Raw genomic sequence first — 15,593 nt, forward strand, 5'->3', positions numbered from 1 at the left:
GCGAGGGCGAGCGTGGGGAGCTGGTGGACGCGGACCACGCGCCACGTCGCCCTGCTCGGCTGCGTCGCCCTCGCGCTGGTCGCCCTCGGCCCGGCGGTCCACGGCATCGGTCCGCGCGCCCACCGGATCCTGCACCGCCCCACCCGCGGCCTCCGCGAGACGGCCGACCTGGGTGACGACCCCGTCGTCGAGCTCGACGCCAGCGGGTGCGGCTCCGGGTGGACCGGCGGCGCTGCCGGTCCGGTGTCCCTCGACCTCCACAACGGCGGGCCCGCGACGATGGACGGCTACGTCGAGGACCTCGACGACGGGCGCATCTACCTCGACGCCGAGGCCGTCGGGCCGGGCGCGTCCCGCCCCGCCCGGGTGGTGCTCGGCGCGGGTCGCTACCGCATCGTGTGCGCCAGCACCGAGACCGGCTCGGTCGCAGGTCCGACGGTCGAGGTCACCGGCGACTACGCCGGGGACACCACGGTCGGCGTCCGACCCGTCACCAACGCCGACCTCGTGCGACCGGTGATCCGCTACCAGCACTGGGTGCACGGCCAGCTGCCGCGGCTGCAGCGACGGGTACGCCGGCTGACGCAGGACCTCGTCCACGGCGACTCCCGGGCCGCGCGACGGGACTGGCTGAGCGCCCACTGGACCTATGGCACGCTCGGTGCCGCGTACGACGCCTTCGGACGCTTCGACGCCGCCATCGACGGCCAGCCGACGAGCGGCATCCCGCCGCCCACCGACCCCGACCTGCACGGCTTCCACCAGATCGAGGCGCTCCTGTGGAGCGGTCGTCCGACCGCCCGGATCGTCCCGCCGGCCCGCCGTCTCGGACGTGCCGTCCGCGACCTGCGCCGGCACTTCGGCACCGATCTCGTGATGGCCCCGATCGACATCGGTCTGCGCGCCCACGAGATCCTGGAGGGCGCCCTCCAGCGCGAGGCGAACGGCGTCGCCGACGCCGGCAGCCACACCGAGCTCGCCACGGTCGACGCCAACATCGCCGGCACCCGCCAGGCCCTGCGGCCGCTGCTGCCGCTCCTCCGCTCCCGCGACCCCCGTCTCGCCGACCTCCAGCGCTCGCTGGACCGGCTCGAGGCCACCGTCCGGTCGCACCACGCCCACGGGCGCTGGACCCCGATGTCCGCGCTCGGCCGGACCGCCCGCGAGCGTCTCGACGCCGACCTGAGCCGCGCGGTCGAGCTGCTCTCCGACGTCGCCGTCATCACCGACCCCGTCATGCCGATGCCGGGAGGCGCGTCGTGAGCTGCCCTCACTCCGGAGCCCCGCAGGTCAGCCGCCGCGGTCTGCTCGGCACCGCCGTCGGTACGGCGGTCGGCGCGGCCGTCGCCGCGCCCCTCGTGCTCCGTGGGGCCGAGGCGGAGGGCGCTTCCGACCGGCACGCCGCCGCGTCGTACGCCTTCGAGGGCGAGCACCAGGCGGGCATCCTGACGCCCCTCCAGCGCCAGTCGAGCTACGTCGCGCTCGATGTCACGGCCCGCGGACGTGCCGAGCTCGGCCGGACCCTGCGCATCCTGACCGACCGGATCCGGGCGCTCACCGCCGGCGGCCCGACGCCGACCGGCGGCCTGGTCGCGACCGACGCCGACAGCGGCATCCTCGGCATCGACGCCCCGGCCGGCGGGCTCACCGTCACCGTGAGCGTCGGGGCGAGCCTCTTCGACGACCGGTTCGGCCTCGCCGACCGCAGGCCGGCCCGGCTGCGGACGATGCCGGCCTTCCCCAACGACGACCTCGACCCGCGCTGGTGCGGGGGAGACCTGCTGCTGCAGATCTGCGGCGACGAGCCCGACGTCGTGGTGCACGCCCTGCGCGACCTGATGCGGAGCACGCAGGGGCTGCTGCAGGTGCGGTGGCGGATGGACGGCTTCCAGTCGCCGCCACGCCCGTCGGGCACGCCGCGCAACCTGATGGGGTTCAAGGACGGCACCGGCAACCCGGACGTCGGCGACGCCGACCTGATGGACCAGCTGGTGTGGACCCACGGCGGGGGCGACGAGCCCGCCTGGGTCGAGGGCGGCACGTACCACGTGGTGCGGCTGATCCGGATGCTCGTCGAGTTCTGGGACCGGATATCCGTGCGGGAGCAGAACGCCATGTTCGGTCGGGACAAGGAGACCGGCGCACCCCTCACGGGGAGTGCCGAGTTCGACAGGCCCGACTACACCGGCCAGACGGGTGGGGGTGCGATCCGTTTCGACGCCCACATCCGTCTGGCCTCCCGCAGCGGGCAGGCCACCGACCAGCGGATCCTGCGCCGCTCCTACAACTACGACGCCGGCACCGACCTCAACGGCAACCTCGACATGGGGCACCTGTTCACCTGCTTCAACCAGGACCTCGACCGCCAGTTCGTCAACGTCCAGCAGCGCCTGGTCGACGAGCCCCTCGTCGACTACGTGACGCCCTTCGGCGGCGGCTACTTCTTCGCACTCCCCGGCGTCACCGGCGCCGACGACTGGCTGGGCCGCGTCCTGCTCGCGTGAGCGCCACCCACCCCGAGTTCCCACAAGGCAACGACTCAGAAAGGTCATCCAGCATGAGGACACCGAAGCTCACCCGCGCCCGCGGCGCGGGTGTCGGCCTGACGGCCGCCGCGCTCGTCGCCACCGCACTGGCGGCCGGCGGCGTGACCCAGGCGTCGGCCGCGGACCCCGTGGCCACCAGAGCCGCCGGCGCGGCCAGGGCCGCGGACGGCACGACGACGCCGATCAAGCACGTCGTCGTGATCTTCAGCGAGAACGTCTCGTTCGACCACTACTTCGGGACCTACCCGAAGGCCGCGAACACCGACGGGGTGCGCTTCACTGCCGGCAGGAGGACGCCGAGGGTCGACAACCTCCGGGCGCACCCGGAGCTGCTCAAGGCGAAGTCCGCGACCCACCCCGACGGCAACCCGAACTCGATGCCGCCCTTCCGCTACGGCCCGGACGAGGCCGTCACCTGCGACCAGGGACACAACTACACCCCCGAGGAGAAGGCGATCGACGGGGGCGCGATGGACAAGTTCGTCCAGAACGTCTCGGGCGACACCTGTGGCCTGCTCAACCGGGTCGGCCAGACCATGGGCTACTACGACGGCAACACGGTGACCGCGCTCTGGAACTACGCGCAGCACTACTCCATGAGCGACAACGCCTGGAGCGACACCTTCGGTCCCTCCACCCCCGGCGCCCTCGAGGTCGTCTCCGGGCAGACGCACGGCGTGATGAGCTACGACCCCGCCACCGGCACCGAGGACCCGACGCAGACCACCACCCCGGACACCTACGGCGTGCACGCGCCGGACGCCGACGGGGTCGGCACGGTGATCGCCGACCCCGACCCGGTCTACGACGACTGCGCCGACACCAACCACACCAGCAGCAACGCGCTCGCCGGCATGCAGGACAGCAACAAGAACATCGGTGACCTGATGAACGCCGGCGGAGTCAGCTGGGGCTGGTTCCAGGGCGGCTTCGCGCCCGACGTCGCGTACGCCGGGCCGGGCACCTACGCCCAGTGCACCCACACCTCGGAGAACATCACGGGCGCGCCGGACGTCGACTACAACCCGCACCACAACCCGTTCGAGTACTACAAGAGCACCTCGAACCCGCACCACCTCGCACCGGCGTCGATGGCCGAGATCGGTCACGACGGCCAGGCCAACCACCAGTACGACCTCAGCCTGTTCTACGACGCCCTCAAGGGCACGGGCGGCGCCACGATGCCGGCCGTCTCCTACGTGAAGGCCAAGAACGTCGAGGACGGGCACGCGGCGTACTCCGACCCGATCGACGAGCAGCACTTCATGGTGCGCACGATCAACGCGATCATGACCTCGAAGTACTGGAAGAACACGGCCGTCGTGATCGCCTACGACGACTCCGACGGCTGGTACGACCACGTCGCCCCGACGATCACCAACGCGTCGAGCACCGCGGACGACGTCAACACCTGCACGGACCCGGCCGGCTCCGGTGTCGCGATCCTCAGCGGCTACCAGGACCGGTGCGGCCCCGGGCAGCGGCTGCCCTTCCTGGTGATCTCGCCGTACGCGAAGCGGGACCACGTCGGGCACTCGCTCATCACCCAGGCGTCGGTCGTCCGCTTCATCGAGGACAACTGGGGCCTGGGCACGATCGGGGACGGCTCCTTCGCCGACACCGCCGGGAAGATCGACGGGCTCTTCGACTTCGGCAAGCACCACGACGCGGCGTACCTGCTGCGCGCGAACGGCACGCCGAAGAAGAAGTAGCTACAGCGCGGCCAGCACCTCGGCCGTCGTCGCGGTCTCCCCGAGCCGGGGGAAGACCGTGGCGACTGCCGTGTCGTGCGCGGCGGCGGACATGTCGGTCATCGCGTCGGTGGCGAGCACGACGTGGTAGCCGTGGTCGTACGCCGAGCGGGCCGACGACTCGACGCCGATGCTGGTCGCGACCCCGGTGAAGACCAGCTGGCTGACGCCGCGCGCGGCCAGCTGCTCGTGCAGGTCGGTGCCGATGAAGGCGCCCCAGCGCTGCTTGGTCACGAAGATGTCGCGGTCGGTGGCGCCGAGCTCGGGCACCAGGTCCGCCCAGTCCGGGGCGGGCGCCGGCCGCGGCGGGGCCGTGCGCTGCGCGTCGGTGCGACCCGGCGCCATGCCGCCGACGTTGACCAGCGCGACGGTCAGGTCGTGCTCGCGGAACGCCGCGGCGAGCCTGGCCGTGTTGCCGATGACCGATGCCACGGGGTGGGCGGTCTCGCGGGACACGATGCCATGCTGGAGGTCGATGACGACCAGGGCGGCGGTGGGCTCGATGTGGGTGAGGGGCATCAGGACTCCTGACGGGTAGGGGTGCCCACGCGACCCAGGCTGCGGTCGGCGAGGGCGAGGACGAGGGCGAGGGCGGCCGCGACGACCGCGCAGCCCGCGAGGCCGTGCAGGCCGGACGTGGTCGCACCGGCGTGCAGGAAGGTGCCGGTCGCGGCCGCGGCCAGCACCGCCCCGACGTACATGGAGGTGCGCAGGAGGCCTGCCGACGACGCGATCCGGGCGGCCGGTGCCTGGTGGTAGACGGCGTTCTGGTTGGCCAGGCTGACCAGGCCCTGCGGGACGCCGAGCGCGAGCGTCAGCAGGGCCAGCGCCCACAGCGGCGTGGCGCCCCCGACCAGCAGCAGGCCGGCGCAGACGCCCAGCTGGACCGCCGAGCCGACGAGCAGCTTCGCCCTGATCCGCGGGTTGCGGCCGGTCAGCGCCGAGACCGCGATCGCGGTGGCGAACATCGGCACGGACATCAGCCCGGCCGCGGCGGGACTCAGGTCGCGGCTCTCCTGGAGCCACTGGGTGAAGCCGTAGATGAAGGAGTAGGTGACGGTCGCCGACAGCATGTTGCGGGCGTACGTTGCGACCAGTGGCGGGGTGGCGCGCAGCAGCCGCAGGTCGACGAACGGGTCCGCGTGGCGCAGCTCGACGTACGCGAAGAGCGCGAGGCAGCCGGCCGCGACCACGAGCAGCGGCCACAGGTCGACCCGCCGCTCCATCAGGAAGAGCATGGTGGCGACCAGGGCGACGCCGAAGAGCAGCGTGCCGAGCAGGTCGAAGCGGCCGCGCTCGCGCGTCTCCTCGAGGGCGTCGTGCTCGGGCAGCCGCCGGGCGCCGAGCCAGAGGCAGGCGATCGCGATCGGGATGTTGACCGCGAAGGTCGCCCGCCACCCGGCCACGCCGATCAGCAGGCCGCCGAGGGTCGGGCCGACGACGGCGATCGTCTGGGCGGAGACGGCCAGGACGGTGAGGACGCCCGAGGGACTCTCCTGGCCGGTGCGCCGGCCCTCGGCGCGGATGAGGTACATCGCCGACGGGTAGCCGGCGCAGGTGCCGACCCCCAGCACCACCCGTGCGGCGACCAGCGTCCCGAGGTCCTGGGCGACGAGGCCGATGATCCCGGCCACGCCGACCAGGACCGCGCCGGCGAGGTAGAGGCGACGCGGGCCGAGCACGTCGACGAGCCGTCCGACCACCGGCTGGCCGATCGCGGTGGCGACGTACAGGGCCGAGACCAGCCAGGCGGTGCGCGCGGGGGAGGCGTCGAAGGCCCGGCCGATCGGGATCAGCGAGACCGTGATGATCGAGGAGTTGATCGGGTTGAGCATCGAGCCGAGGACCATCGGCGCGATCAGGCGCCGGTCGAACCTCGTGCTCTGCGCGGCCTCGGTCGAGGCGGGGGAGGACGTGCGGATCACATTCCCTTCGCGAGTCGTTCGAGCAGGGGTGCGGCGGCGAGCAGGGTGGCGCGCTCCTCGGCGGTGAAGTCGCGGGCGAGCACCTCCGCGACCCGCGCCCGCCGGGCGGACCGCTTGCTGCGCGCCTCGGCGTGGCCGGCCGCCGTCAGCTCGACGAGCATCCGGCGGCCGTCCGCGGGGTCGGGGCTGCGGGAGACGAGACCCTGCCGCTCGAGGCTGACGACGGTGGCGTGCATCGACTGCGGGCGGATGTTCTCGATGCGCGCGAGCTCGGCCGAGCTGGTCGCGCCGTTGCGTCGCAGGCTGGCCAGCGCGATCGACTCGGGCTGGCCGAGGTCCTCGGCCTCCCGGGTCTGACGCAGTCGCCGCGTGACGGCGCCGAGGGCGGTCACGAGCGCGTCGGCGGCCGGGTGAGGTGCGGACATGTCGTCAGGCTACCTGATCAGTCTCCCTGATCAACTCAGCCCCGGTGCCCCGCGGATGTAACGCGGAGTTATGGGGTCTGATGAGCCGGTAGAACGGCTCGGAAGACCCCATAACTCCGCGTTACATGCCGGGCCGGGGGCGCGGGGCTACGATCACCCAGAACGAGAACTTGTTCTACTTGTCTGGATGAGGTGCCGTCGATGCCCGTTCCCGAGCCCCAGGGCTTCAACCTCGCGTCGGTCTTCGGCGCGGTCGCGGCCGCGGTGCCCGACCAGGTGGTGCTGGTCTGGCGCGACCGCCGGGTCACCTACGCCGAGATGGACGCCCGGATCGACGGGTTCGCCCGCTACCTGGTCGGCCGGGGCCTCGGCGTCCGCACCGAGCGCGGCGACCTCCCCAACCACGAGTCCGGGCAGGACCACCTCGGCGTCTACCTGCGCAACGGGAACGAGTACCTCGAGGCGACGCTCGGCGCCCATCGCGCGCGGGTGGCGTCGTTCAACGTCAACTACCGGTACGTCGAGGAGGAGCTGCTCTACCTGCTCACCGACGCGCGGACCCGGGCGCTGGTCTACCACGCGGAGTTCGCGCCGACCGTCGCCTCGATCCGCGACCGGCTGCCCGAGCTGACCGTCCTCGTGCAGGTCGCCGACGACTCCGGCAACGCGCTGCTGCCCGGCGCGGTCGACTACGAGGAGACGCTGCGGGCGCCCGAGCCGGCCGGCGGGATGCCGACCCCCAGTGGCGAGGACCTCTACCTGCTCTACACCGGCGGCACCACGGGGATGCCCAAGGGTGTGCTCTGGAAGCACCACGACATCTACGTCTCGTCGATGGGCGGCACGCCGTTCGGCGCGGCCGAGCCGTTCGCGTCGTACGAGGAGCTGCAGGAGCACGCGCGCAACGCCCACGGCGGGCTCAGCCTGCTGATGGTGCCGCCCTTCATGCACGGTGCGGCGCAGTGGTCGACCTTCCACGCGATCAGCTCGGGCGGCAAGATCGCCATCCCGGACGACGTCCACTCCTTCGACCCGGTCAACGCGCTCGAGGTCGCCTCGCGCGAGCGGGTGATGAACATCGTCAGCGTCGGCGACGCCATCGCGAAGCCGATCATCGAGGAGGTCGAGCGCGGCTCCTACGACCTGTCCGGGCTGGTGAGCTTCGGCAACGGCGGCGCGGCACTGACCCCTGGTGTGCGCGAGCGGATCTTCGCGGCGCTCCCGAACGTGCTCGTGCTCGACTCGGCCGGCTCGTCGGAGACCGGGCTGCAGATGAGCCAGATGGCGGTGAAGGGCGGCGACGACGAGGCGATGGTCTTCACCCCGCAGCCCGACACGTGGGTGCTCGACGACCTGATGACCCGCCCGCTGGAGAGGGGCGAGGCCGGAGGCTGGCTGGCGCGGCGCGGCTACGTGCCGCTGGGCTACCTCGACGACCCCGACAAGTCGGCGCGGACCTTCCCGGTCGTCGACGGCGTGCGGTGGTCGGTCCCCGGCGACCGGGCGAGCGTGCTCGAGGACGGCCGGATCCGGCTGCTCGGCCGGGAGAGCGTCACCATCAACTCCGGCGGCGAGAAGATCTTCGCCGAGGAGGTCGAGCGCGCCGTCGCCGCGCACCCCGGCGTCCGGGACGTGGTCGTCGCCGGCCGTCCGTCGGAGCGCTGGGGCCACGAGGTGGTGGCCGTCGTCCAGCTCGAGGACGGCGCCGAGGTCAGCGACGAGGACCTGCTCGCCGAGGCGGCCCGGCACGTCGCGCGCTACAAGCTCCCGAAGGCGATCGTGCGCGTGCCCGCGGTCCAGCGCTCGCCGGCGGGCAAGGCCGACTACCGCTGGGCGAAGGAGCAGGCGACCGGCCGATGATTCCGGGCGCTGTCGGCGGTCGGTGACATCGTCGTCCCACAGCCGTACGCCGAGCAAAGGAGCTCCCGATGTCGACCTCGCTCAACCCCTACCTCAACTTCCGCGGCGAGGCGCGGGAGGCGATGACCTTCTACCAGTCCGTCCTGGGCGGCCAGCTCGACGTGATGACCTTCGCCGACATGGGCGGCATGGGCGTGCCCGACGCCGAGTCCGGCCAGGTCATGCACTCCGCCCTCACGGTCTCCGACTCCGTCGCCGTGTTCGGCGCCGACGTCCCGAGCCACATGGAGGGCGACTTCCCCAACGGCCGGATCGCGCTGAGCGGCGACGACGTCGACGTGCTCCGCGGCTGGTTCGACGGCCTCGCGGCCGGCGGCACCGTCAACGTCCCGCTCGACAAGGCCCCGTGGGGCGACTGGTTCGGCGACCTCACCGACGCGTACGGCGTCAGCTGGATGGTCAACATCAGCGGCGCGGGCGACTCGGGGGACTGACCTCCAGGTCCGCCCAGTCGACCCGGGCGAGCCGGGTGCGGTACTCGCCCACCGTGCCCGGCCAGTTGGTGGTGATCCGCGAGGCGTCGCGGTACCAGCTGTCGCAGCGCGACCAGATGCCCGCGCCGAGCCGCCCCTGCATCTCCTCGTCGTACGCCGCCCACACCTCGGGGCGGACCTCGACCGCCGGGCCGCGGCCGTCGGCGATCCCACGGACGGCCTGGGCGATCCAGCCGGCCTGGGCCTCGAGCATGCCGATGATCGAGCTGCCGCCGAGGTTGGTGTTGGGGCCGTAGACGCAGAAGAGGTTGGGGAAGCCGGCCACGGTGATGCCGAGGTGCGCGCGGGCGCCGCCGTCCCACACGTCGGCCAGCGCGACCCCGTCGACCCCGCGCACCGTGATCCCCGCGAGGAAGTCGGTGGCCGCGAAGCCGGTGCCCCACAGCAGCACGTCCGCCTCGTGCAGGCGCCCGTCGGCGGTGCGGACGCCGCCCGGCTCGATCGCGGAGATGGCCTCGTCGACGACCTGGACGTGGTCGCGGTCGAGGGCGGGGTACCAGTCGTTGGAGAAGAGCAGCCGCTTGCACCCCAGCGGGTAGTCCGGCACCAGCCGGCGGCGCAGCCCGGGGTCGCGGACCTGGCGGCGCAGGTGCAGCCGCCAGACCGCGCGGATCGCCGCCATCAGCGGCCTCCGGACCACGGAGGTGCCCTCGAGGGCGCGGTTGAAGAGCTCGGTGAGCTCGAAGGTCGCGCGCCGCTCGAAGGCCAGAGCGCGCGGGAAGCGCCGGAAGAGCCGGTGGTGGAGGCGGGAGTAGGCCCGGTCGGGGCGGAGCACGACGTACGGCGCGGACCGCTGGAATACCGTCATCGCCGCGACGTCGTCGACGATGCCCGGCACGAACTGCACCGCGCTGGCGCCGGTGCCGACGACCGCGACCCGCCGGCCGCGCAGGTCGACGTCGTGGCGCCACTGCGCCGAGTGGAAGGCCGGGCCGGCGAACGTGTCGGCGCCCGGGATCGCCGGGACGACCGGAGCCGAGAGCTGGCCGACGGCGGAGACCACGACGTCGGCGTCGTACGACCCGGTCGTGGTGTCCACCCGCCACCGGCCGTCGGTCCAGGTGAGCCCGGTGACGGTGACGCCGGTGCGGACCAGGTCACGGAGTCCTGTCTCCTGTGCGGTGCGCCGGACGTAGTCGAGGATCTCCGGCTGCGGGCTGTAGCGGCGCGACCAGTCGGGGTTGGTGGCCCACGACCAGGAGTAGAGCGGGGAGGGCACGTCGCAGGCGGCGCCGGGGTAGGTGTTCTCGCGCCAGACCCCGCCGACGTCGTCGGCGCGCTCCAGGACGGTCACGTCGTGGATGCCGGCCTCGAGGAGGGCGTGGGCGGCGCCGAGCCCGCCGAAGCCGGCACCGATGACGATCACGCGAGGGTCCATGGGGAGGACGCTAGATCCGGCGGCTCTCGAGCGGATCCATAATTTCGGCCATGGTCGACTTCGCGCCCGCGGCGGTGGGGGACTGGGACTACCAGCGCACCGGCGCCGGGGTGACGCTCCTCCTCGCCCACGGGATCGAGCGCGGGATGACGCCGAGGGCCGTGCTGGCCGGCTCCGGGCTCACGGGCTCCGACCCGGTCGTGACGGCGCGGCAGGAGCTGCGGGTGGTCCGCAACCTGCAGGCCTCCCTCGGCGAGGTCGGCGCCGAGGTCGGGCGCTGCTACCGCGCGGCGACGTTCGGGGCGTTCGGCTACGCCCTGCTCGCGAGCGCGACCGTGCTCGACGCGATGAACGTGGCGCTGCGCTTCCTCGACCTCAGCCACACCTTCGTGATCCCCGTCGCCGGCCTCGACGGTGACCGCGTGCGGATCGTCCTCGACGGCACACCCCTGCCCGCCGACGTACGCCGCTTCCTCGTCGAGCGGGACGCGGCGGCGATCCGGTCGGTGCTCGCGGAGCTCGTGGAGGGCGGGGTGCCGACCCGGCTGGTCGGCAGCGGTGCGATGCGGGAGATCGGCTTCGACGCGACCCTGCTCGACCGGCCGCTGCGCCGTTCCAGCCCCGACGGACGGGCGCTCGCCGAGGAGCTGTGCGCCGGGGTCGTCGCCCGCAGGCGGGACCGCTCGGGCCTCCCGGCCGAGGTGCGCGTGGTCGTCACCCAGCACCTCGGTCGCGGCGCCCCGATGCCGGAGGTCGCGGCCGCGCTCGGCCTCAGCGAGCGCACCCTGCGTCGTCGCCTCGGCGACGCGGGGACGTCGTACCGCCAGCTGGTCGACGAGGTCCGCGAGGCGCTGGCCGGCGAGCTGCTGGGCTCGGGTCGGCTGCTCGTCGCCGACGTCGCCGTCCGGCTGGGGTACGCCGAGGCCACCAGCTTCATCGCGGCGCACCGGCGCTGGACCGGCGCCACCCCGCGCTCGCGTCGCCGGGATGCCACGCGACAGACACCGGCGGAGGGCCGTCCGTTCACCCCGCACTGATCGGGTCGACGCGGACGCGCCGTGAACGGACACGGCGCGCACATGGGAAGGACCCGTTCAGCATGCATGCACGCACGACCCGGCCGTGGTTCGCGGCCGCCGGTATCGCGACCCTCGTCGTCGCCGCCTCTGCGACCTTCGCGGTCGCCAACGCCCCGGAGGCTGACCTGTCCGACCACGGAGGGGCGGCCCGCAACGACGGCGACCGCACCAACGCGGTCCGTTCGGCCGTCGTGGGCGGCCACGCCCGCAACGTCATCCTGCTCATCGGCGACGGCATGGGCGACTCCGAGATCACCTCGGCCCGCAACTACGCCGAGGGTGCCGCCGGCCGCTTCGCCGGCATCGACGCCCTGCCGCTGACCGGCCAGTACACGACGTACTCGCTCACCAAGAGCACCGGCCTGCCCGACTACGTGCCCGACTCGGCCGCGACCGGCTCGGCGTGGTCGACGGGCACGAAGACCTACGACAACGCGATCTCGGTGAACCTCGCCGGCGAGCCGCAGCAGACGCTCCTCGAGCTCGCGAAGCTCAACGGGCTCAAGACCGGCGACGTCACGACCTCCGAGCTCCAGGACGCCACCCCGGCGGTCCAGGTCTCGCACATCTCCGCGCGGTCCTGCTACGGCCCGGACCAGACGTCGACGACGTGCCCGGAGGCGGCGCTGGAGAACGGCGGCCTCGGCTCGATCACCGAGCAGCTGCTCGACACGCGTCCCGACGTCACCCTGGGTGGCGGCGCGACCACCTTCGCGCAGACCGCCAAGGGCGGCGAGTGGGCCGGCCAGACCCTGATGGAGCAGGCCGACGACCGCGGCTACCAGGTCGTGACGGACAAGTCCGGCCTCGCCGCGGTGTCCGACGCGGACCAGGATGCGCCGCTGCTCGGGCTCTTCGCCGCGGGCAACATGCCGGTGCGCTGGGTCGGCCCGGCCGCGACCGCCGGCGGCTCCAAGCTCCCCGCCGAGACGTGCACCGACAACCCGGCCCGCCCGGCCACGCAGCCGACCCTCGCCGAGATGACCGACAAGGCCATCGACCTCCTGGAGAACCCCGACGGCTTCTTCCTGCAGGTCGAGGGTGCGTCGATCGACAAGCAGGACCACGCCGCCGACGCCTGCGGGCAGTTCGGCGAGACCGTCGACCTCGACGAGGCCGTCCAGGTCGCCCTCGCGTACGCGAAGAAGGTCGGCAACACCTCGGTGTTCGTCACCGCCGACCACGCCCACACCAGCCAGATCATCGAGGTCGGCAGCGACTCGCCGGGCAAGACGGTCACGCTGACCACCGCCGACGGCGCGCCGATGGCGATCAACTACGGCACCTCGACCGGCAGCTCCCAGCAGCACACGGGCTCGCAGCTGCGGGTCGCGGGGTACGGACCGGGTGCGGCCAACATCGTCGGCCTGACCGACCAGACCGACCTCTACTTCACGATCCGCAACGCGCTCGGCCTGGTCGACGACACGGAGCACGGCAGCGACCACGGCAAGGTCAAGGCCCGGCCGGGCTCGGTGAAGCCGGGCCGGTCGGTGACCATCGCGATCACCGGCTTCGACGCCGACCGCCAGGTCTCGATCAAGGTGACCGGGGCGACGAAGGACAGCGCCACCCGCGACCTCTCCGGTGGTGACGCGACGCTCACCGTCAGCCCGAAGAAGACCGGGACCTACCACGTCACCGTCAAGGGCCTGCAGTCCGGTACGACGGCCACGACGTCGTTCAAGGTCAAGAAGTAGCCGACCCGGCACCAACGGAGCGCTGACCCGGCAGAGAGCTTCTGCCGGGTCAGCGCTGTCTCGAGATCAGGTGATCGTCAGCCCGCCGTCGACGGCGAGGGTCTGACCCGTGACATAGCCACCGGCGTCGGAGGCCAGGAACACCACGGCGGCGGTGAGCTCGGCGGGGTCGCCCTTGCGGCCGGCGGGAATCCGGAAGGCCATCTGGTCGAGGTAGCCGGGTGGGTACTGCTCGGTCATCTCCGAGGCGAAGAAGCCCGGGGCGATCGCGTTGACCCGGATGCCCTTGCGGCCGGTCCACTGCTGGGCCAGGTCGCGGGTCAGGCCGATCAGGCCGGCCTTCGACGCGGCGTACGCCGCCTGCGGGAGCCCGGCGGTGGTGAGGCCGAGGACCGAGCTGATGTTGATGATCGACGAGCCCGGCTGCATCACCCGGCCGCACGCCTGCGCCATCCAGTAGCAGCCGTTGAGGTTGACGTCGATGACGCCGCGGAACTCCTCGGGCTGCTCGCGGGTGGCCGGCACCGCGGTCCCGATGCCGGCGTTGTTGACCAGGACGTCGACCCGGCCGAACTCCTCCATCGCGAGCGCGACGAGGCGGGTGCACGAGTCGGGGTCGGAGACGTCGGTCTCGACCGTCAGCGCCCGTCGTCCGGCGCCCTCGACGAGCCGCGCCGTGTCGGCGAGCCGGTCGACGCGTCGGGCGCCGAGCGCGAGGTCGGCACCGGCCTCGGCGAGGCCCTGGGCGAAAGCGACCCCGAGGCCGCTGGACGCCCCGGTCACGACGGCCACCTTGCCGTCGAGGCGGAACAGGTCGGGGACGGTGCGGGTCTGGGTCATGCGAGCGACGATAGCGACGCCCGGATGTCGGACTTCAGCACCTTCCCGACCTTCGAGCGGGGCAGGTCGTCCCAGACCTCCACCTGCTTGGGCGTCTTCACGCTGCCGATCCGTTCCCTGACGAACGCCGTGATCTCGTCGGTGTCGCCGCGGGCACCGGGCCGCAGCTGGAGAACGGCGGTGACCCGCTCGCCCCACTTCTCGTCCGGCAGCCCGATCACCGCGCAGTCCTGGACGTCGGGGTGCGCCATCAGCGCCTGCTCCACCTCGGTCGAGTAGACGTTGAAGCCGCCGGTGATGACCATGTCCTTCGCCCGGTCGACGATGTAGAGGTAGTTGTCCTCGTCGAGGTAGCCGATGTCGCCCGTGTGGTGCCAGCCGTACGCCGACGCCTCGGCGGTCGCCTCCGGGTTGCGGTGGTAGCCGGCCATCACCAGCGAGCTGCGCACGACGATCTCGCCGCGCTCGCCGCGCTCCAGCAGGGCGCCGTCCTCGCCCATGATCGAGACCGTCACCAGCGGAGCCGGTCGCCCCGCTGATGACAGTCGCTCGGTGGCGACGCTCCCGTCGGGGCGGAAGTGGTCGCGGGGTGGCAGGGTCGAGATCATCATCGGCGCCTCGGTCTGCCCGAAGAGCTGCGCCATGACCGGGCCGATCCGCACCAGCGCCTCCTCGAGCCGGGTCGCCGACATCGGCGCCGCGCCGTACCAGAAGCACTGCAGCGAGGAGAGGTCGGTGGCGTCGAGCGCGTCGTGCGCCAGGACCATGTAGATCAGGGTCGGCGGCAGGAACGTGTGGGTGACGTGGTGGTGCTCGACGAGCTCGACGAACCGGCCGACGTCGGGGGAGCGCATCACCACGATCTCGCCGCCCAGCGCCAGGACCGGGAAGCACAGCACCCCGGCGGCGTGGGTCAGCGGCGCCAGCGCGAGGTAGACCGGCCGGCCCTCGAAGGGGTAGCTCATCAGCGTGATCGCGGTCATCGTCTCGAGGTTGGTGCCGGTCAGCATCACGCCCTTGGGTCGGCCCGTCGTCCCGCCCGTGCCGACGATCATGGCCACGTCATCGACGGGGGGAACGTCGACGACGTGGCCGGCCACGAAGTCCTCCCAGGAGAGCGCACCGGGCACCTGGGGGGAGGTGCCGTCGAGGCAGACCAGCGTGGCGAGTCGGGGGAGATCACCATGGATCTGCTGCACGAGCGGTGCGAACTTCTCCTGATAGAACAACGTGACGCACTCGAAGAGCTCGAGGAGCTCCTGGTTCTCGGCGGCCTCGTTGCGGGGGTTGATCGGGCACCACACGGCACCCGCGCGGCTGATCCCGAAGACGCAGGTGAAGGCCAGGGGGTCGTTGGCCGACAGGATCGCGACCTTCTCCCCGGGCCGGACGCCGCGCTCGACCAGCGCCGCGGCGATCCGGCCGCTGAGCTCCTGCACCTCGGCGTACGTCCAGGTCTCGCCGTCGGTCGTCAGGCAGGGCGCGTCCCGGGCCAGGGACGCCCCCTTGTCCAGATAGTCGACGAGTCGCACGTC

Annotated in this window: 13 protein-coding genes; 7 read left to right on the forward strand and 6 right to left on the reverse strand. The window is 72.5% G+C overall.

All coding sequences use genetic code 11. The annotated features are described in order from the left end of the window. Positions 1–12: 12 nt before the first annotated feature. From K8U61_RS25285 to K8U61_RS00810, 3 genes are read left to right on the forward strand one after another with little or no spacing between them, the layout of a single operon-like run. Complete coding sequence (locus K8U61_RS25285) at positions 13–1,263, forward strand: EfeM/EfeO family lipoprotein (RefSeq protein WP_224121054.1); 1,251 nt, start codon at positions 13–15, stop codon at positions 1,261–1,263. After that, the gene (gene efeB, locus K8U61_RS00805; protein ID WP_224121055.1) at positions 1,260–2,504 is read left to right on the forward strand and encodes an iron uptake transporter deferrochelatase/peroxidase subunit; all 1,245 of its coding nucleotides are present in this window, start codon (positions 1,260–1,262) and stop codon (positions 2,502–2,504) included. Before K8U61_RS25285 ends, efeB begins: the two co-directional genes overlap by 4 nt. A gap of 53 nt (positions 2,505–2,557) precedes the next feature. Then, on the forward strand, positions 2,558–4,258 hold the full coding sequence (locus K8U61_RS00810) for a phospholipase C (RefSeq protein WP_224121056.1): 1,701 nt from the start codon (positions 2,558–2,560) through the stop codon (positions 4,256–4,258). Here K8U61_RS00810 and K8U61_RS00815 read toward each other — a convergent pair whose 3' ends face one another. Genes K8U61_RS00815 through K8U61_RS00825 form a run of 3 tightly spaced genes read right to left on the reverse strand, consistent with a single transcriptional unit; the run spans position 4,259 to position 6,647 of the window. Then, positions 4,259–4,816: an isochorismatase family protein gene (locus K8U61_RS00815; protein WP_224121057.1), complete on the reverse strand. Its 558-nt coding sequence runs from the start codon at positions 4,814–4,816 to the stop codon at positions 4,259–4,261. Beyond that, the gene (locus tag K8U61_RS00820) at positions 4,816–6,222 is read right to left on the reverse strand and encodes an MFS transporter (protein ID WP_224121058.1); all 1,407 of its coding nucleotides are present in this window, start codon (positions 6,220–6,222) and stop codon (positions 4,816–4,818) included. The genes K8U61_RS00815 and K8U61_RS00820 overlap by 1 nt, the downstream gene beginning before the upstream one ends. Then, on the reverse strand, positions 6,219–6,647 hold the full coding sequence (locus tag K8U61_RS00825) for a MarR family winged helix-turn-helix transcriptional regulator (RefSeq protein WP_224121059.1): 429 nt from the start codon (positions 6,645–6,647) through the stop codon (positions 6,219–6,221). Before K8U61_RS00825 ends, K8U61_RS00820 begins: the two co-directional genes overlap by 4 nt. Positions 6,648–6,848: 201 nt before the next feature. Between K8U61_RS00825 and K8U61_RS00830 the strand changes: the two genes are divergently transcribed. Continuing rightward, the gene (locus K8U61_RS00830; RefSeq protein ID WP_224121060.1) at positions 6,849–8,507 is read left to right on the forward strand and encodes an acyl-CoA synthetase; all 1,659 of its coding nucleotides are present in this window, start codon (positions 6,849–6,851) and stop codon (positions 8,505–8,507) included. Positions 8,508–8,575: 68 nt separating this feature from the next. Then, positions 8,576–9,001: a VOC family protein gene (locus K8U61_RS00835; protein ID WP_224121061.1), complete on the forward strand. Its 426-nt coding sequence runs from the start codon at positions 8,576–8,578 to the stop codon at positions 8,999–9,001. Here K8U61_RS00835 and K8U61_RS00840 read toward each other — a convergent pair. Then, positions 8,973–10,439, reverse strand: coding sequence for a flavin-containing monooxygenase (locus K8U61_RS00840; RefSeq protein WP_224121062.1), 1,467 nt, complete (start codon positions 10,437–10,439; stop codon positions 8,973–8,975). The two genes, K8U61_RS00835 and K8U61_RS00840, sit on opposite strands and share 29 nt — an antisense overlap. Before the next feature lie 50 nt (positions 10,440–10,489). Here K8U61_RS00840 and K8U61_RS00845 point away from each other — a divergent pair, with 50 nt between their 5' ends. Together K8U61_RS00845 and phoA are read left to right on the forward strand one after the other, a co-directional pair. Continuing rightward, positions 10,490–11,476 (forward strand): helix-turn-helix domain-containing protein, encoded by a 987-nt coding sequence (locus tag K8U61_RS00845; protein WP_224121063.1) that lies wholly within the window; start codon positions 10,490–10,492, stop codon positions 11,474–11,476. Between the two features lie 62 nt (positions 11,477–11,538). Further along, complete coding sequence (phoA, locus tag K8U61_RS00850; RefSeq protein ID WP_224121064.1) at positions 11,539–13,218, forward strand: alkaline phosphatase; 1,680 nt, start codon at positions 11,539–11,541, stop codon at positions 13,216–13,218. 66 nt (positions 13,219–13,284) lie between these two features. On the opposite strand, the gene K8U61_RS00855 is transcribed toward phoA, so the two are convergent. Further along, on the reverse strand, positions 13,285–14,058 hold the full coding sequence (locus tag K8U61_RS00855) for an SDR family NAD(P)-dependent oxidoreductase (protein ID WP_224121065.1): 774 nt from the start codon (positions 14,056–14,058) through the stop codon (positions 13,285–13,287). Further along, on the reverse strand, positions 14,055–15,590 hold the full coding sequence (locus K8U61_RS00860) for an acyl-CoA synthetase (protein WP_224121066.1): 1,536 nt from the start codon (positions 15,588–15,590) through the stop codon (positions 14,055–14,057). The genes K8U61_RS00855 and K8U61_RS00860 overlap by 4 nt, the downstream gene beginning before the upstream one ends. Positions 15,591–15,593: the final 3 nt, after the last annotated feature.

This window comes from Nocardioides mangrovi (assembly GCF_020073815.1).
Classification (GTDB): Bacteria; Actinomycetota; Actinomycetes; order Propionibacteriales; family Nocardioidaceae; genus Nocardioides; species Nocardioides mangrovi.